At 55.9% G+C, this 16,833-nt stretch carries 15 protein-coding genes and 3 pseudogenes; 7 read left to right on the top strand and 11 right to left on the bottom strand.

Translation table 11 applies throughout. The annotated features are described in order from the left end of the window. Positions 1-54: 54 nt before the first annotated feature. Together LIX93_RS29780 and LIX93_RS27860 are read right to left on the bottom strand one after the other, a co-directional pair. Positions 55-405: a DUF3800 domain-containing protein gene (locus tag LIX93_RS29780; protein ID WP_346015250.1), complete on the bottom strand. Its 351-nt coding sequence runs from the start codon at positions 403-405 to the stop codon at positions 55-57. Positions 406-942: 537 nt separating this feature from the next. Next, the gene (locus tag LIX93_RS27860) at positions 943-2,568 is read right to left on the bottom strand and encodes a methyl-accepting chemotaxis protein (protein WP_226507273.1); all 1,626 of its coding nucleotides are present in this window, start codon (positions 2,566-2,568) and stop codon (positions 943-945) included. 427 nt (positions 2,569-2,995) lie between these two features. On the opposite strand from LIX93_RS27860, the gene LIX93_RS27865 reads away from it, so the two are divergent. After that, complete coding sequence (locus LIX93_RS27865) at positions 2,996-3,358, top strand: response regulator (RefSeq protein WP_226507245.1); 363 nt, start codon at positions 2,996-2,998, stop codon at positions 3,356-3,358. A 56-nt stretch (positions 3,359-3,414) separates the two neighbouring features. After that, positions 3,415-5,010, top strand: coding sequence for a histidine kinase famiy protein (locus LIX93_RS27870; protein WP_226507246.1), 1,596 nt, complete (start codon positions 3,415-3,417; stop codon positions 5,008-5,010). A 24-nt stretch (positions 5,011-5,034) separates the two neighbouring features. On the opposite strand, the gene LIX93_RS27875 is transcribed toward LIX93_RS27870, so the two are convergent. Next, positions 5,035-5,718, bottom strand: a complete 684-nt coding sequence (locus tag LIX93_RS27875; protein WP_226507247.1) for a lipopolysaccharide kinase InaA family protein — start codon at positions 5,716-5,718, stop codon at positions 5,035-5,037. 417 nt (positions 5,719-6,135) lie between these two features. Then, entirely contained in the window at positions 6,136-6,324 is a 189-nt protein-coding gene (locus tag LIX93_RS27880) for a hypothetical protein (protein ID WP_226507248.1), read from the bottom strand. A 141-nt stretch (positions 6,325-6,465) separates the two neighbouring features. On the opposite strand from LIX93_RS27880, the pseudogene LIX93_RS27885 reads away from it, so the two are divergent. Further along, a pseudogene (locus LIX93_RS27885) lies at positions 6,466-7,035 on the top strand (site-specific integrase); the annotation flags it as partial. A 54-nt stretch (positions 7,036-7,089) separates the two neighbouring features. Here the strand turns inward: LIX93_RS27885 and LIX93_RS27890 are convergent. From LIX93_RS27890 to LIX93_RS27920, 7 genes and pseudogenes are all read right to left on the bottom strand, one after another. Then, positions 7,090-7,368, bottom strand: coding sequence for an XRE family transcriptional regulator (locus LIX93_RS27890; protein WP_226507249.1), 279 nt, complete (start codon positions 7,366-7,368; stop codon positions 7,090-7,092). Further along, a pseudogene (locus LIX93_RS27895) lies at positions 7,365-7,705 on the bottom strand (type II toxin-antitoxin system RelE/ParE family toxin). The gene LIX93_RS27890 and the pseudogene LIX93_RS27895 overlap by 4 nt, the downstream one beginning before the upstream one ends. Positions 7,706-7,872: 167 nt before the next feature. After that, complete coding sequence (locus tag LIX93_RS27900) at positions 7,873-8,103, bottom strand: hypothetical protein (RefSeq protein ID WP_226507250.1); 231 nt, start codon at positions 8,101-8,103, stop codon at positions 7,873-7,875. Positions 8,104-8,310: 207 nt separating this feature from the next. Continuing rightward, positions 8,311-8,562 carry an antirestriction protein ArdR gene (locus LIX93_RS27905; RefSeq protein ID WP_226507251.1) on the bottom strand — a complete coding sequence of 84 codons (252 nt, stop codon included), beginning with the start codon at positions 8,560-8,562 and terminating at the stop codon, positions 8,311-8,313. Between the two features lie 43 nt (positions 8,563-8,605). Further along, on the bottom strand, positions 8,606-8,770 hold the full coding sequence (locus LIX93_RS27910; protein ID WP_226507252.1) for a hypothetical protein: 165 nt from the start codon (positions 8,768-8,770) through the stop codon (positions 8,606-8,608). 78 nt (positions 8,771-8,848) lie between these two features. After that, positions 8,849-9,307: a hypothetical protein gene (locus LIX93_RS27915; protein ID WP_226507253.1), complete on the bottom strand. Its 459-nt coding sequence runs from the start codon at positions 9,305-9,307 to the stop codon at positions 8,849-8,851. Between the two features lie 48 nt (positions 9,308-9,355). Then, positions 9,356-10,711, bottom strand: coding sequence for a PAS domain-containing methyl-accepting chemotaxis protein (locus LIX93_RS27920; RefSeq protein WP_226507254.1), 1,356 nt, complete (start codon positions 10,709-10,711; stop codon positions 9,356-9,358). A gap of 188 nt (positions 10,712-10,899) precedes the next feature. On the opposite strand from LIX93_RS27920, the pseudogene LIX93_RS27925 reads away from it, so the two are divergent. The 4 genes and pseudogenes from LIX93_RS27925 to LIX93_RS27940 all read left to right on the top strand — a co-directional run. Then, a pseudogene (locus tag LIX93_RS27925) lies at positions 10,900-11,258 on the top strand (site-specific integrase); the annotation flags it as partial. A gap of 117 nt (positions 11,259-11,375) precedes the next feature. Further along, a complete protein-coding gene (locus LIX93_RS27930; protein WP_226507255.1) occupies positions 11,376-12,989 on the top strand; it encodes a methyl-accepting chemotaxis protein in 1,614 nt (537 codons plus the stop codon). 413 nt (positions 12,990-13,402) lie between these two features. After that, positions 13,403-14,719 carry a PAS domain-containing methyl-accepting chemotaxis protein gene (locus LIX93_RS27935; protein ID WP_226507256.1) on the top strand — a complete coding sequence of 439 codons (1,317 nt, stop codon included), beginning with the start codon at positions 13,403-13,405 and terminating at the stop codon, positions 14,717-14,719. 123 nt (positions 14,720-14,842) lie between these two features. Next, on the top strand, positions 14,843-16,657 hold the full coding sequence (locus tag LIX93_RS27940) for a sensor domain-containing phosphodiesterase (RefSeq protein ID WP_226507257.1): 1,815 nt from the start codon (positions 14,843-14,845) through the stop codon (positions 16,655-16,657). The last annotated feature ends 176 nt before the right edge of the window (positions 16,658-16,833 follow it).

The raw sequence follows: 16,833 nt of genomic DNA on the forward strand, positions 1-16,833 counted from the left end.
CGACGCCCGCTGCACTAGGCCGTTTTCAGCAAATGGCGCTGCGTGCTGAGAAAATTACGACTTGCGGACGCTGTAAAAGCAAGTTGATCGGAGCATCCTTAGCAGCCGAAATGTCGACTGCCTGAGCTGTCGATACTGGGTGACATTACGGAGCGAGTACAGCTGGGAACCCTTCTTTTCCCACTGATACGCCGGGAGATTCCTGGGATTGTCATTCACCAGATCCCAAGCTAGAAGCTGGCATTTCAATTTGTAGAAATAGATCGCGAATTCACGCACCTGATCAGCGGGCAGAAGCATGCCGCCAAGGCCAAATACAGGGCTTGTTTTAAAATTTGGATGGTTGCGAGAGACGTACTGGCCAACGTGCCCGAATTCGTCCAGGTACGCGACGTAGTGCGTCATAGTGACCGGATTCCTTGCCCTGGAAACACGAAAGCCCGCAGAGATTTCTCTCAAGCGGGCCTCGGAAGGTAGGCACGAAGGTCACCCCTCATGCGTTGGCATAATCATTATTCAAAGCTGCCACCCGTGTCAACCGTTTCTGCTACGTCATGTCCTATGTCGCGACCTATGGCACCGGCAGAACACGGCTGTTTAGTCTCAGGGCTCACCTGACTAGACCGCCCAGGCCCTGCTTTCTGAGGCCCGTCCTGTACAAAAGAGGCCGCCACATTTTTAGCGACGTGTCGGCTGTTTAACGTAATGCCCGTTATCAGAACTGCTGCCTATAGCCTTCTTTCCAGTTCGCCGGGCCCCCACTCAATCGGCGGCCCGCTAATACCCCCTTCATTGACGCCGATCCAGCCGCACGAAAGGTAATCGGCGCCGTCGTGGCTGTCCTCCAGCGGTGTATCTTCTGAAGAACAATGCACCGACTTGAGTATTCGGAGATGAACAGACTGCTCTATGGTCGACCTACATACATTGTTGACGATAGTTTCAAATCTTGAACCGCGCCACCATCTGATTCAAATTCACCGACAACTGCGAAAGTTCATTGCTGGCAACCAGGGTTTGCTGTGTGCTTCCGCTGCTCTGCAGGGCCAAATCGCGGATGCTCACGAGTGCGCGGTCCACGTCGCGGGCCACATAGGCCTGCTCTTCCGAGGCAGCGGCGATCTGCTGGTTGCGGTCATTGATCAGTTGCACCGAGTCGGCGATGACTTTCAGTGCCATCCCGGCTTCGTCAGCGGTGCGCTGCGTGTTGTGCACCTCGATCGTGCTGCTGCTCATCGAATCCACCACTTGTGACGTGCCCGCCTGAATGCTTGAAATCATCTGTTCGATTTCGTGCGTTGAGGTCTGCGTGCGGTGAGCCAGGGCCCGAACTTCATCGGCCACCACGGCGAAACCTCGGCCTTGCTCACCTGCCCGGGCCGCTTCGATGGCGGCGTTCAAAGCCAGCAGATTGGTCTGCTCAGCGATGGCACGGATTACGCTCAGCACTTTGCTGATGTCCTGCACTTGGCCAGCGAGACCCTGCACCTGTCCGGAGGTCATTTCCACGCGGTCGGTAAGGCTGCGCATGGCATGCAGGGTTTCATCGACTTTTTCGTTGCCGGTGGCAGCCGCGCGTGTGGTGTCCTTGGCCGCTTCGGAGGTGGAGTTGGCGTTGCGCGCAACCTCTTCGACGGCGGCACTCATCTGGTTGACCGCGGTGGCGGCCTGCTCGATCTCACTGTTCTGCTGCTCTAGGGCGCGGCTGGCGCTCTCGGTGATGGACGTCATCTCAACCGCAGCGGAACTGAGCTGCGCGGAGGCACTAGAGATCTGCCCGATGGTGCTGCGCAGGTTTCCTTGCATGGTATTGAGCGAGCGCATCAGCCGCGCCGATTCGTCATTCCCCTTGACCTCCAGGACAAGACGCAGGTCGCCGTCGGCGATTTCCTCGGCCATCTTCAGCGAGGCGCTCATCGGCTGGACAATGCTGCGGGTCAGCAAGGTGGCGAGCACCAACGTCAGCACCAGCGCGGCGAGTACCACCCCGTCGACGATGGTGATGCTGTGCGCATACACCTCAGTGGCGGTAACGCCTGCGGCAGCGGCGCCGTCGGTATTGTGCTGGCGCAACTCATTGAGTTTGGCCTGATAAGCTCCGGCACGGTCGCGTTGCTCAGTGTTGGCGAAGGTTACGGCCTGGTCATGCTGGGTGGACTCAAGGTCAACGATGCGTTGCAGGCCGTCGAGGTAGGTCTTCATTAGTGCGGCCGCGGCCTCGAATTTGGCCCCTTCTTCAGGGTCGGAAACAAGGTTCTTGCGGTAGAAATCGGTGCGGTCGTTGAGTATGCGCTTGGCGTCCTCAAGGTGCTGCACGGCGACCGCCTGCTCTTGGGGATTCGAAGTTGCCAGTAGGCGGATGCTCTCCAGGCGAGCGCCGAGCAGCGCGATCTGGATGTCGTCAGCGGTCTGTACGCTGGTCAGCCAGTTCTTTTCGATGTCTTGTTCGGTAGCACGCAGCTTCCCTAACTGCACGTAGGCGAAGCCGCCGAGTGCAACGACCAGGAGCGTGATCAAGCCGAAGCATAAGGCCGCGCGAGGCGCGATATTTAGAGAACGTAGGTTCACAGGGCAATTCCGAAGGAGGAAACGTAGAATTTCTGAGTTATGTACGCAGGCCATCGGCAATAAGAGACATAAATTTAGAAAAAAAATCGTTTGCTGCGTACTGTTGCTTTCTAGTATTTCCTGGACTTCATACAGCCAAATTGCGATGGCCTGCCGTCGACCGCTACGTCTGGATCATTGGTCCATCCCTCCTACTCCGCTAGATTTGGGCGCTCAGCTTGGCTGACCTCCGTTTCAGGGGTCCAGATCGATGGTTGAGTGCCGACGATCACAGAGATGATCCAGTGCACCCCTTGAAGCTCTGTACGCATTGCAGCTCGCCGAGCTGTTACGGTCACACCGTCACATCGATGGATGGTAGGCTTTTCGCGGGAATTTCTTGATACATCAGTAAGTCCTATAAATATCACTCTGCGAAGAATCAGCTATGGACTCAATATTGGTTGTCGAGGACGAAAAAATCATTCTTGAGTTAATCGCTGAAATCTTGGAAACGCGTGGCTACAAGGTTCAGGCCTTCCTGAACGCGGACACCGCATGGGAATCCATCAGGGGCCGCGACTACCCTCCCCGCCTCCTGATCACTGACTTGCGTATGCCTGGCGAAATCGACGGTGCCGAGTTGGTGAAGCTTGTTCATGAAATTCAACCCCAGACCCCCATCCTGGTCGCATCGGGCTACCACAGTCATTCTGGGCTGCTAAATGACCCCAACGTCTCCTGGCTGCCCAAGCCTTTTGATATCGAGAAACTGCAGACTATTTGCCAAAAACTGGCACCACTTCCGTAAAATTCACAGCACTATCGTGCTCACAACAACCTTTATGATCATTGGCCGGAGCAGCAATGCCGAATCACCCAACACGTGTAGACGACAGCTCCACCGGCGATATTAGCGGCTCGGATCACAATATCTTTTTTGCCGCCGTCGAAACCACCCGAATGCCAATGATTGTTACGGATCCCAAGCGGCCCGATAACCCCATCATTTTTGCCAACAATGCCTTTATTGACATGACGGGCTACAGTCGCGAGGAGATCGTAGGGTCCAATTGCAGATTCTTGCAAGGGCCCGAAACTGATCCTAGTGCGGTACGCGAGGTGCGCGAGGCCATTGAGGCAAGGACCGAAGTAGCCGTCGAGCTTGTCAATTACAAAAAAGACGGATCGAGCTTCTGGAACGCCTTGTTTATTTCACCGGTTTACAACGATTCCGGAGAATTGATCTATTTCTTCGCCTCTCAACTGGATGTGAGCCGCCGTCGCGATGCCGAGGATGGACTGCGCCAGGCGCAAAAAATGGAGGCCTTGGGACAGCTCACTGGCGGTATCGCCCATGATTTCAACAACCTGCTTCAGGTGATGATGGGCTATCTGGACATTATCCAGCGAGCCGCCGACAAACCCCAATACGACCAACAGCGCATCCTACGTAGCGCCTCGAACGCGCGCGACGCCGCCGAGCGTGCTAAAACCCTTACGCAGCAGCTCTTGGCCTTCGCCCGTAAACAAAAGCTACAAGGGCGCGTGGTCAATCTGAATTCGATTGTCACTTCCTCCCAAGAAATGGCCGAGCGAACACTGATTGATACGGATCTGCGGGTAGTACTCGCGGACGACCTATGGAACTGCCGTGTCGATCCCACGCAGACCGAGGTTGCACTGCTGAACATTTTCATCAACGCCCGTGATGCAATGGAATACAACGAGCACCGCCACCTAACCATGGAGACGAAAAACGTTAAAATCGAGAGCCTGAGCTCCACTTCTTACGACGGGCTTATGCCAGGTCGCTATGTGAGCGTGGCCATCACTGACAATGGATCAGGTATGCCTGCCGCTATCGTCAATCGGGTGATGGACCCGTTTTTCACCACCAAAGAAGAGGGCAAGGGGTCTGGCCTAGGGCTTTCCATGGTCTACGGATTCATGAAGCAGTCGGGAGGCACGGCGAGGATTTATTCCGAAGAAGGCATTGGTACAACGATCCGGATGTATTTTCCAGCAGATGACAGCCACCCTCATAGGCTTGTGGCTACAGAAAGTACATCAGAGCAGACGGGACATGAACGGGTTTTGATCGTTGAGGATAGACCTGACGTGGCGGAGTTGGCCAGAATGGTTCTTGAAGAGTATGGCTATTCTTGCGAGGTGGCCCATAGCGGTAAAGAAGCTCTGTCTATTTTGAAAGGCGAATCATTCGATCTGCTGTTCACCGACCTGATCATGCCCGGTGGCATCAATGGAGTGATGCTGGCTCGTGAAGCCAAGCGTCTGTATCCCAAGCTTCGGGTATTACTGACTACAGGTTATTCAGAGAATTCGTTGGAACGCACTGATACGGGGGGCAATGAATTTGACGTGATCTCAAAGCCCTACGTGCCAACTGATCTTGCCAAAAAGGTCCGACAGGCCCTCGAAGGCCCCAACGGGGTGAGCTAAGTGGTCAGCCGCGTGGGCGCAGCTTTAACCCAGTGGGAAGCTGCGCCCAATTTCTTTTTCGTAGCGTTCTAAAAAATAGTCCCACTGTGCGTTGCTCCACAACGAGTGGCGACGTAGCTGACGCACATCGTGGCGCGCAGCTCGTTTTACGGAAATCCTGGTCCGAGATTTTTCAAGGTCTAGCAATGCAAGGTCGAACCTCGGAACCCCATCTATGACGCTCGGATTAATGAACACATGTTTGGCGCGCATGCACCCGTGCTGCTGACGTCCGCGATGAAGCTTAGCCAGCAATACAGCGAGATTGGTCAGGATGACTTGATGATCCTCTTGAGAAAGATCCATCTGCGCCTGATCCGCTAACCATGTCTCCAGATCTCGGAAGCCTACCAGCTCGCGGGTGACCAACAGTCCTTGCCACTGCCCATTAATTTTCCGCGAGCCGTAGTACAGCGGCTTGGGTGCAAGCACGCCGATCTGGTCCAATTTGGACAGTGCAATCCCCTCCCTAAGAGCAGTAGGACGCCCTAAGGGGTAGCGAATGCTGCGAAAGGTGTGTCCGGTCTGGCGCTTCACGTAGACGGTGCTTCCCTCATGGCTGACGCGCTGCACACCGCTTGTGCCTTCACGGCGTACATTAGGCTCTTCAACCCAAGGCCCATTCGTATTCCACCACTGATCAAAGCGTTCATCTGCAATTTGCAACATACTTGTTTTCCCTACTTCAACGCATTATTCAGGCCATCACAGGCAATACGCCTGATTTCGGTAAATCTCGGATCGCTCTAGGATCTGGCCGCTAGCATTTGTCACCTGCCAAACGCAGTACTCGAAAGAATCTTGTCAATCAGCAGTTCAGGCATTCGATTCTCCTCCGTTTTGGACGGGCAGGACGAAAGCTGACTCGACAGGAGCCGCTATGCAGAATGTTTCGCTAAACCAACACGGAGATCGTCACCATTTCAGGAGTGCGCTTGCCTGACGCCTGACCTGCAGAGCTTCTGACCAAACGCCCAACACCCGTTGCTGGTAGCAGCCAACGGCCCCAGTTTCTAGCCTATTTTATGCCAGATCCGAAAGCCGATTGAAACGTGCGGCCGCGCAGGCTACGTCCTCAAGTTGATATCAGGGCTTGAGCTTGACCAGCTCACCGAGTTTCACCAGCGCCGCCTCAATGGCTGGATCGACAAGCCCCAAAACCCCCATGGTGGCGGCCGGATCAACTGTCAGCGGCTCCAGGGCCTTCAGCGTGGTGAAAGCAACAGCCGCCGCCGGTTGGCCATGTTCATCGAAAAACGCCATGTCATTGCTCATAAGAGCTCCTTTTTCGGAAGGCTTGAACGCGATTGGCACTAGGCGCATCTAGTAAGGTAGACCAGAATCCACCTTCAGGCGTCCAGAGGGAGTGGGTGGCCGGCGAGCACCTGCCGGTCGACCTGTAGGGCGGGGTATTCGATGGGGGACCTTACGCACACTACCGGCGCCGGTGTATCAGCCCCCTCCCCCGATGAAAGCCGGCTGACAGCGGCACAGTTTCAGACGCTGGCCGAAATGCCGGCGGCCTTCGATTGGTTCGCCAATATCGACAACCCGCGCACCCGGCGTGCTTACCAGGGCGACCTGGAGGACTTCTGCCATTTCGTTGGCCTGGCGAATGCAGATAAATTTCGCTCGGTAACCCGGGCGCACGTGCTCGCCTGGCGCCCGATTTAGAAAATCGGGCCTGGCCGGTGCCACCATCGGACGCGAACTGATGGCGCTGGCCAACCTCTTCGATCACCTCCTGGTACATTACGCGGTCGCCGGCGGCAACCCGGTCCACGGCGTCATACGATCGAAGATCGAAAACAACGACGGCGAGACTCCTGCCTTGGGTGATCACCAGGCCAAAGCCCTGCTCGAGGCGCCGGATGAACCACGCTCAAGGGTCTGCGCGATCGAGCCATTCTCGCCGTGCTGCTCTACCACGGCCTGCGCCGCGAAGAGACGGCGCTGCTGCAGGTGAGCGACATCCAGGAGCGTCGGCGGCATCCAGCACCTGCATTCCATCCGCTGGCTCACATTAGCCGCAACTGACGCTTAGGCTGCCTGGGCGATTTGCAGCTGTATATGCAGTCCGGCGGCGGCCAGCATGTTGATGAGCGTGTCGATGCTGAACAGAGTAATCTTGCCGCGAAGCAGATCAGAAATGCGTGGCTGAGTGACGCCGAACAGCTTGGCGGCGCTCGCTTGCGACAAGCCTTGAGCCTCAATGCGCTCCTTCAACGCGATCATCAAAGCGGAACGTACCTTCATATTTTCGGCTTGAGCTGGGGTGTCCTCAATGGCATCCCAGACGCTTTCGAAACGTTGGCTCATGGGCATGACTCCTTTACCAGGTCCCTCAGTCGTTTGGTGGCCAGCACAACGTCCGCGCGGCTGGTTTTCTGCGTTTTCTTCTGGAAGCAGTGCAGTACAAAGATGGAATCTTCAAATTTCGCCACATAGATCACTCGGAAAGCCCAGACGCTTCACGGATGCGTATTTCACGAACACCGGCGCCTATGCTTGCCATGGGTTTCCAATCGTCCGGCTCGCGACCTTGCTGAATCTGATCCAATTGGTGGCCAACTTCTCGCCGGGCATCTTCTGGAAAAGTGCGCAGGTCATTAAGGGCACTGCCGCAAAATTCAATGGATTTGTGATTTCGTTTCATGGGCCATGACCATACAAAATCTTGTATGTTTTAGGCAGTCACCTTGTCCATCAAACGTAGGGTTGCTAGAAAAAATGTGCTCCAGGTGCAGTAACGCTAGTACCGAGCTAGATACCGCCGAGGCCGACAATGCAATTTAGGGTTTGCTACTCATGTTCGCCTATCTGTCAGAGGCTTCTGCGCGTCTTGAGGCGTTTTGGAGTCACGTCTTTGGCAAATGCGACATGCTCAAGGCCCACGCCGGCGCGTACATCCAGTGCGGCCCCGCTGTACCATACCTCGCTGTCCTGAATACGCACCGCATGCGTGCGCAGCCAAGCGTAACGCTCGGCAGCCAGACGCAGCGCGGCCAGTTCGTTAGCGTCGATCAGGTCGGCCGGGGGCAGCGGTTCGGTCATGGTTTATTCCCTTAACTCAGGACTGATTGGTGGCCAACTCTACGCCGCCGTCCAATTCGACCAGGACTTCTGCACCACACGCGGAGCAGGCCGCCGTGACCTCTGGCGATGTTTCGGGTAAATTCAACTTGTCTGCATGGCCGCACACGGTGCAGCGGTACACGTACAGTACAACTGGGGTAGTGGCAGTCGGCATGGGTGATTTTCCTATCCCTGATCGGGGTCAACAGCGACCCACGCTTTCGCCCCGTTGTAGTCGTCGCCACCTTCGGCCTTGAAGACCAGTCCAGCCTTGTCCACCGCGTAGACGCCATGGCGTTCGCTTGCCGGATCCCGCAATCCATTCTTCCAGCCGTACACATTCCCCTCCCACACCAGCACGACGCCGCCGCGGTGCTCCTGATTGCCTGCTCGCCACTTGTCAGCGGTTGCGCGTAGCGCCTCGATCAGTTGTGTCATGGTCGCTTGCCTATTTTGTGCGGATAGTTTACAGGTCAGTGCTTCACACGGTGCGGGACGTGTGGGCAGCAGTCCTCATTTCACCGGCCAGCTGTCGCCACTGCTCGCTACTCAACAGCCGTTGCTCGCCCAGCGACGTCAGATAGCTGTGCACAAACTCCTCGGCGATCATGGCGATGCTCGGGTGCTTGCGCTTGCGCTCGACCATCTCTTCGAGATGGCGGCGTACCTAGGCGATCAGTTCTGGACTGTCTTGCTCGATTTGGATCAGGGGCATGGCGTTTTCCTAGACTTTGCCGCTGTCGAGTCCAAGGCGTCTTGTGATGGCTTCATGATCACCTTCTGCTAAAAGCATATCCTCTGCAAACTGGGCCGTTTGCTCCTTGTAACGACTCCAAACCTGGCGCTGTAATGGGGTCATTTGATCAGTGCCAAGCTCGATAAAGTCGACGGCACTGGCTAGTTCCTCGAAAGCAGCAGCACACCAGGCTGTAGACATTCGTCGCGGAAACTCAACCTCATGAACTAATTCGCTAATGCGTTTTTTGGTGCCTGTCATTAATGTTTTCCTACCGACATGGATACTTTTCGGAGAGTGTAGGAAGTCTGGTGAGGTGTCGGTGGCATAAAGGCATTCCTGAACGGTAGATTTCACGAAACCCGGTGTCGCCATCGTACGCAGTGCCGAGGTTCTGCCCTGTAAGACCATCCCAATCAGGATTGCGATCAAGTCTGCCGTTTCCAACCCCGTTTCCCGGCGCTGCCCCGCAGGTTTTTCAAGCCGTTACGTCACTCATCCTACCCAGCCGGTAGCGGTTTTAGGTATCACGTCGGACTCATCCAGCTTGGAAGCGAACATGCTGACCGCCTCGACGGCGTCACTGGTGCCCGTACGAATCTGCAGTATCACCAAGCCGGCCTGGTCCGCGAGGGTAACACCCCTTTGAGCCACATCCCGCGTGGTATTCATGCTGGATACGGCATCCCGGGTGTCGGTGAGAATCATGCTGATCATCTCGGCGATCTCTGCCGTCGAGCGGCTGGTGCGGCCGGCAAGCTGGCGTACCTCGTCGGCGACTACGGCGAACCCTCTGCCTTGGTCACCCGCCCGTGCCGCCTCGATGGCAGCGTTGAGGGCCAGCAGATTGGTTTGATCGGCGATGCCACGGATAGTATTAACGATGGCGGTGATCTGCTCGGAGCGGTTGCCCAAATCGCCAACCAATTGGGCGGAGGCGCCGATGTTGTCGGCGATCCGCCGCATTTCCGTCGCTGTTTGCTGAATAACTTCGGCACCCTGTTCAGCGACCCGTTCGGTTTCCGCAGAAATGTGGTATGCCCGCGAAGCGCTACGGGAATCCTCTTCGAATTTCTCTACGCGCTCGGTAATATCGCTGGCGAACTTGACGATCTTGGACAGCTTGCCGTCAGCGTCGTACACGGGGTTGTAGGATGCCTCCAGCCAAACGGTGCGGCCATTTTTGCCAATGCGCTTGAACTGCCCGCTGAAGAATTCTCCCGCATTAAGGCGCTGCCAGAATTCGCTGTATTCGTGGCTATTGACCAGGCAAGGCTCACAAAACACGCGATGGTGCTTACCTTTCAGCTCGCTCGGGGCATAACCCATCACGGCGAGAAAGTTGTCATTTGCTGTCAGAACATTGCCATCCAAGCCGAACTCGATGATCGCCATTGCCCGGTCGATTGCGGCGAGTTTTCCCCGAGCTTCCGCGACTGCCATCACCTGTTTCGTCACGTCCAGCGCGTATTTGACGACCTTGCAGACTCGACCCTCTTCGTCCAGCACGGGGTTGTAGCTTGCCTCGAGCCACACGTTTTGGCCCTGCCCGGTGACGCGCTGAAAGGTACCGGAGACAAACTTGCCCGCGCGCAGATCATTCCAGAAGTCGGTGTATTCGCCAGTACGTACAAGCTGTGGGGAACAAAAGTCTCCGTGCGACAGGCGCTCTATCTGCTCCGCGTGGTAGCCCATGGTCGCCAGGAAATTAGAGTTCGCCCGAATAACCTTGCCATCGAGGCTGAGCTCAACGACCGCCATGGAGCGATCAAGCGCATTGACCAGTGACTTATAATTTGCGACCTCAGTGGTCCGAGCAGCCAATTCCTTTTTGAGTGATCCGTTGAACATGGCATACCTCCGGGAGTGGAAAAGTCAACTTGCTTGTATCGGCAGAGGTCAGTTTTTATCAAGGATAAGTTAACGCAAATATCTAGGATGCTCCGATCAACTTACCGCGCAGCGATGGCCAGCCGTAATTCACCATGCACGCAGCGCTATTTCCTGAAAACGAGCTGCCAAGCGGCACCTGAGGCGCACTGCTCGTCATCGGTGAGCGCAGGCTGACCGCTATAGAGTTCCAGCAGTTGGCGAGCGTGCCAGCTGCAGTGGAATGGTTTGCCAATATTGATGATCCTCGCACGCATCGCGCCTACCAGGGCGACCTGAAAGACTTCTGCGATTTCGTTGGGCTCACCGGCACCGAAGAATTCCGCGCGATGACCCGCACGCATGTGCTGTCCTGCGGTCTTGGCTCGAACCGCGCGGCCTGGCCGGTTCGACGATCCGACGCAAACTGGCGGCGCTGGCTAGCTTGTTCGATCACCTTCTGGATAACAATGCCGTCGCCGGCGGAAACCCCGTGCACGCTGTGAAATGGCAGAAGATCGAGACCAATGGTAACCGGCTGGCAATGTCCCCCCTAGATGAGGACGTTTATCCCATTACTTACTATTAAGGTACTGCTTCGACAAGTCGATAACGCAGTACTGACCCCACTACACCTGTGAGCCCGATGAATGTAGTCCACCGCCTATTTATCATCGCCGCGTGCGCCTGCGCCGGCCTGATTGCCATTGCCATGTTTGCGCTTCATACCCTGCATGGAACCATGCTTGAAGACCGCCGCCGCGAGATCTATACCGTGCTGAATCTGGCCAGCAAACAAGTCGAGTACTTCCAGGGACTTGAAAAAGCCGGGACGCTGACTACCGCTGCGGCTCAGGCCCGTGCTGTAGAGGCGCTGGGCGCCCTACGTGACGGCAAGAATGCATATATTTGGGCAAGGACGGATGGGGCATTGAGCATAGTCCACCCCAACCCGGACGTAATCGGCAAGGTTGACTATGGGGCCACGCTGCCTAGCGGCAAGAGCGCCTGGCAGAACTACCTAGACCATTTGCACACTGACCGCTTTGCCTTTTTCGACGATAAAGTCGCCCGCCCTGGCCAGAGCCAGCCAGTGGACAAGATCAATGGCGTGACCCAGGTGCAGGGTTGGAACTGGGTGATGGGCTTTGGGGTATATGCCGATGACATCAGCCAAGCGTATTGGCAACTGGTGTACAAATTCCTGTCCATCGGCGTGCTGGTGCTGTTGGGAGTGATCGCCATCGCTTGGCGCATGTCTCGCAGTATCTACAGTGCCTTAGGTGGCGAGCCTCGGCAGGTGGCCGAGGTCACCGGGGCCATTGCCAACGGCGATCTGCGCCACGTCATGGGCAACAACTACCCTGCTGGCAGCCTGATGGCCGCCGTGGCACGCATGCAAACCGGACTGCGTGGCATGATAACGGACATCAAACAGGTAGCAGAGGAACTCAAGGGAACGTCGACCAGCCTAGACGAGCAGATGCAGCACATTGACAATGCGTCTCAGCATACGTCTGAGGCCACCACGCTCACGGCAGCCGCAGTAGAGCAGATGGCGGTCACTATCGACCAGATTTCCAGCAATGCCCGGATGACCCAGACCAACTCCGAGCGCTCTACGTCGCTAGCTATTGAAGGCGAACGTCTGGTCAGCCAAGCTACCGTTGCGATCGCTGAGGTCTCGCAACAGATTACTGCCGCATCGGGCCAGATAAGCGGGTTGGTGGCACGGGCCGACGAGATCGACAGCATTACCAGTACCATTCGCAATATTGCCAGCCAGACCAATCTACTCGCGCTCAATGCGGCTATCGAAGCAGCCCGCGCTGGCGAACAGGGCCGTGGGTTTGCTGTAGTCGCTGATGAGGTACGTCAGCTAGCCCAGCGCACCGCGCAAGCGACCGAGGAGATCACGGTGATGGTGGCCAGCATCCAGAGCGATACGGGCATGGCGGTGAAAGAAATGCAGGCCATTGAGCCCAAGATGAACGCAGCGGCCGGGCTGGCCCATGAAGCGGCTGCCGCATTGCGCGACATCAGCACCGAAGCGGCTGCCACCTTGGCTCAAGTTCGGGAAATGGCCTCCGCCACGTCAGAACAAAGCCAGGCAAGCGGCAGCGTGGCCCAGAACGTGGAACGCATTGCCTCCATGGTCAGTGCCTCGGCGCAATCGGTTACCATCGCCAATGTGGACGTGAATGCGGTCGTGTCCTCCAGCCGTAAACTGAATGACTCCACCTCGCGCTTCAGGCTCTAGCCTCACGTTTTCAGTACGCAATCCACGCCGACGAACGCCCAACGCTCACTGAGGTTCATTAGCTATATCTTTGGTTTGGCACAATCCTAGGATAGACCAGACACCGGCGGTAAAAGATGCATAGCTCTCAGCTGCTGGATTTTTTTGGTAATCAGACCATCATTCTTGACCAGTCTGCCTCCCCAACTGCAATTGCATATCTGAGGGTGGATCGCAGAAAACCTGACTTTAGCCATCCGCCTCAGTTATACGACCCCGTTCCCTTTCATGAATGATGTAATTGATTGCTTTTCTGAAGAACGTTTGAAGCTTGACTTAGAGCGCCAGGACAGACAGCCCTTTCCAGTACAAGTCATGCCTCAAGCTGTCGGTTCCCAAGCCGATAGCTTGTCAATCTCCTCGTGGACACTGCGATGTTCAACACTCGACTGAAAGAAAAAGTTCGGCATTTAGAGCAACGACTCGCTGTGCTGGAGCATGTCAAGGATACCCTTGATCGGGAAACCGTTGCAGTCACATTGGATGCAAAAGGCGTTGTTCTGGAGGCGAATGCCTTGTTCCAAAAGGAGCTGGGGTTTACCCAAGCGCAGTTGAATGGATGCCTATTGCGCGACTTGAGTCCTCCAGAGCTTGCTAACGATGTCCATCAGCGGCGTGCTCTGGATGCCATCGCCGAGGGCAAGCACTTTAGCGGCTCCCTGCGGCTGTGCAGTTGCGAAGGCCCCGACGTTTGGCTAAGAACGATGGTAATGCCGTTCTCGGATGAAAACGGTCAGCTAAAAGGTATCGCCATCTACTCCAGCGTCCTGACGCGAACCATCGAGGCGTCACGGGAAAATGAAGCACTGGTAGGCGCCTTGATGCGCTCCACCGCCGTGATTGAGTTTTCACTGGAGGGAATGGTGCAAACCGCTAACCAAAATTTCCTTGATAGCATGGGTTATACGCTCGCAAAAATTCAAGGCAAGCATCACCAGATGTTTTGCCTGCCAGGCTACGCTCAGTCGGCCGAGTATGAGGACTTCTGGGAAACTCTGCGACGCGGCACCTATGTAGCTGGCCGATTTTGCCGAATAGACAACCATGGGCGGGAAGTGTGGTTGGAAGCGTCCTACAACCCTGTCTTGGACGCCCATGGCAAGCTATACAAGATCGTTAAGCTTGCCACGGTCATTAGCGACCAGGTTAAACGGGAGAACGCAGTGGCTGAAGCTGCTGATATGGCCCATGACACGTCCGTGCGCACCGGCACCAGCGCACGGCAGGGCCTTGACGTGGTCCAAAATACCGTAAGTGTGTTGAATCAGCTGTCGGGTTTGATGGAGGATGCTACGCACGGCATTCAAGCATTGGACGCTCAAAGCCAGGTGATCGGGACCATCGTCAAAACCATTGGCGGCATTGCAGACCAGACCAACCTTCTGGCCCTGAATGCCGCCATCGAAGCAGCTCGCGCCGGCGAGCTCGGTCGAGGCTTCGCCGTGGTGGCAGATGAGGTTAGACAACTGGCCTCACGCACCTCTAAAGCAACCGCAGAGATTGTGGACGTGGTCAACAAGAACCAGAGCTTGGCTGCCAGCGCGGTGAGCGTTATTGGGCACAGTAAACAGCAGGCAGAGACCGCGTTATCCCTGGCCAGCGATGCTGACGGGGTAATCAAAGAGATATTGGAAGGTGCTAATAGCGTAGTGGCTGCAGTAGAACAATTTTCTCGACAGGCTACCGACTGATCATTCACACAGGGCGTCCAGACAATCTGTGATGCCCGAAGGCTCACGGTGGCCTATCTTTAATTCGCTTTCCACTGCGTGCAAGGATTCCCTCGTGGCGAACAACTCGCTGGGTGAAGATCAGTGATAACACATTTTGCCGCCCCCTACCCTGACAACGAGATACCCCGTGCCCAGCGGGTAACTGAGCTGTGCTACCTCGACACGGTCCAAGACGAAGTACTGGACCGTATCGTGACCTTGGCCGCCGAAAGCTTCGGCGTACCGATATCGCTGATTTCCATACTCGAAGAACAGCAACAATGGTTCCTTGCCAAGGTAGGCATTGCTGTTTCCTCGACCCCTCGAGATATTTCATTCTGCGGCCACACCATATTGGTCGATGAGTTTCTTGAGGTACCGAACGCTCTCCTTGACCCTAGGTTCAGGCATAACGTGCTGGTGACGGGCGAGCCGGAGATCAGGTATTACGCGGGAGTGCCATTGCGCACCCCCGATGGTCTTGCACTTGGAAGCCTGTGCATCATCGACAGGCAACCGCGCGAACCCCTTTCTGCCAGACAACGGGCGACCTTGCATCAACTGGGCGAATTGGTGGTCTACAGGCTGCATGAACTGCGCACTACATCGTTTATTGATCGGCCCACCGGCCTGATGAACAGGATTCGCCTGGAAGACGACATCCATAGGCACTTAAGCGCAGGTGAAGAGCCCCTGCTGATTGCAGTGGATTTCCTCTCGCCGCTTTTTTTGAACGATATCGTGAAGGCGCTGGGTTATTCGTTTCCTCAACATCTAGTCAAAGAAATAGGCCGCCGCCTGAGCGCATTGATCGGTCAGGATTGCGTCCTGTACAGAATCGGCCTGACGCGATTTGCCTTCATCAAGCCCTTCGGAGAGTGCCTTTCGACTCTGTTCTCCATGTTATCGGCGGCCTTTGCGATGCCGGTGATACACGACGGCATACCGATCCGAACCCAGATGGGCATGGGCGCATTGCAACTTGACAAGGCTAGTCTCAATGGACGCGACTGGGTTCGGCTGGCGGTAAGCGCAGCCGACAACGCCCGTGACCTAGGTATCGGCTGGTCCGTGTATCAGGGTGAACTCGATGTTGCCCAGCAAAGGGCATTCAGGCTGCTAAGTTCTCTGTCCTCTGCGCTAGAGGACCGGGAGCAACTGAATCTAGTCTTCCAGCCCAGGATCAACTTCGAGACGGGTACATGCTGCGCCGTAGAGGCATTATTGCGCTGGACGCACCCGGCCCTAGGGCCCATCGGGCCTGCCGAGTTTGTGCCCCTGGCGGAAAAAACCGAGCTTATCCGGCTTTTAAGCCTCTGGGTCGTCGAGGCTGCTATTAGACAGGCCAAGCAGTGGCGAGAAAACGGCCATCATTTCAAGGTGGCCATCAATATCAGTCCTAGTGATCTTGAAGGCCCGGCTTTTACCGACAAGCTGGTCGAATTCCTTGAACGCTTTCAACTGGAAGGTTCGGCGTTGGAAATCGAATTTACCGAAGGTGCGCTGATCAAGAACCTCGCCGAGGTCCGGCTCCAACTGAAGCGCTTGCGCGCATTGGGTATCGATATTTCGATCGACGATTTCGGCACCGGTTACAGCAACTGGACCTATTTGAAGGAGCTGCCTGCTACCTCGGTAAAACTGGACAGATCCTTGATCAAGGACATTCAGAACCAAGAGAAAGATCGGCGACTGGTGACCACACTCATCGATTTGGCTCAACGCCTGGGTTACAAAGTGGTGGCCGAAGGTATCGAAAATCAGGCGAACTTCAACACCGTTAAAGCGTGGGGTTGCAGTGAAGGCCAAGGTTTTTTCATCGCGCCTCCCCTGACCGGCCAAGAGCTGATGCAATGGCTGGCGCAAGATGGCGCAGCGCAGCGCTTTGCCCTCGACGAAAATATTAAAGATCTATGATCAATATCTGTCGCTCAAGCAACGTTGTGCCGGTCGGACCCGACCTCCAGAATTAGCACCGGCGGCCGATAGCACTGGTTAATACCACCTACAATACAAATATAAGGGGGCTCCCTTGATCAGTCGAAGGTCATTTATCGCAGGCTCTGCCGGCGTAATTCTGAGTGCAGGCATCC

This window comes from Pseudomonas sp. MWU16-30317, assembly GCF_020515695.1.
GTDB lineage: Bacteria > Pseudomonadota > Gammaproteobacteria > Pseudomonadales > Pseudomonadaceae > Aquipseudomonas.

Bases quoted from the DNA above. Each gene is read 5' to 3' on its own strand.
- LIX93_RS29780 (WP_346015250.1), bottom strand. From the start codon at position 405: ATGACGCACTACGTCGCGTACCTGGACGAATTCGGGCACGTTGGCCAG.
- LIX93_RS27865 (WP_226507245.1), top strand. From the start codon at position 2,996: ATGGACTCAATATTGGTTGTCGAGGACGAAAAAATCATTCTTGAGTTA.
- LIX93_RS27870 (WP_226507246.1), top strand. From the start codon at position 3,415: ATGCCGAATCACCCAACACGTGTAGACGACAGCTCCACCGGCGATATT.
- LIX93_RS27875 (WP_226507247.1), bottom strand. From the start codon at position 5,718: ATGTTGCAAATTGCAGATGAACGCTTTGATCAGTGGTGGAATACGAAT.
- LIX93_RS27880 (WP_226507248.1), bottom strand. From the start codon at position 6,324: ATGAGCAATGACATGGCGTTTTTCGATGAACATGGCCAACCGGCGGCG.
- LIX93_RS27890 (WP_226507249.1), bottom strand. From the start codon at position 7,368: ATGAGCCAACGTTTCGAAAGCGTCTGGGATGCCATTGAGGACACCCCA.
- LIX93_RS27900 (WP_226507250.1), bottom strand. From the start codon at position 8,103: ATGACCGAACCGCTGCCCCCGGCCGACCTGATCGACGCTAACGAACTG.
- LIX93_RS27905 (WP_226507251.1), bottom strand. From the start codon at position 8,562: ATGACACAACTGATCGAGGCGCTACGCGCAACCGCTGACAAGTGGCGA.
- LIX93_RS27910 (WP_226507252.1), bottom strand. From the start codon at position 8,770: ATGGTCGAGCGCAAGCGCAAGCACCCGAGCATCGCCATGATCGCCGAG.
- LIX93_RS27920 (WP_226507254.1), bottom strand. From the start codon at position 10,711: ATGTTCAACGGATCACTCAAAAAGGAATTGGCTGCTCGGACCACTGAG.
- LIX93_RS27930 (WP_226507255.1), top strand. From the start codon at position 11,376: ATGAATGTAGTCCACCGCCTATTTATCATCGCCGCGTGCGCCTGCGCC.
- LIX93_RS27935 (WP_226507256.1), top strand. From the start codon at position 13,403: ATGTTCAACACTCGACTGAAAGAAAAAGTTCGGCATTTAGAGCAACGA.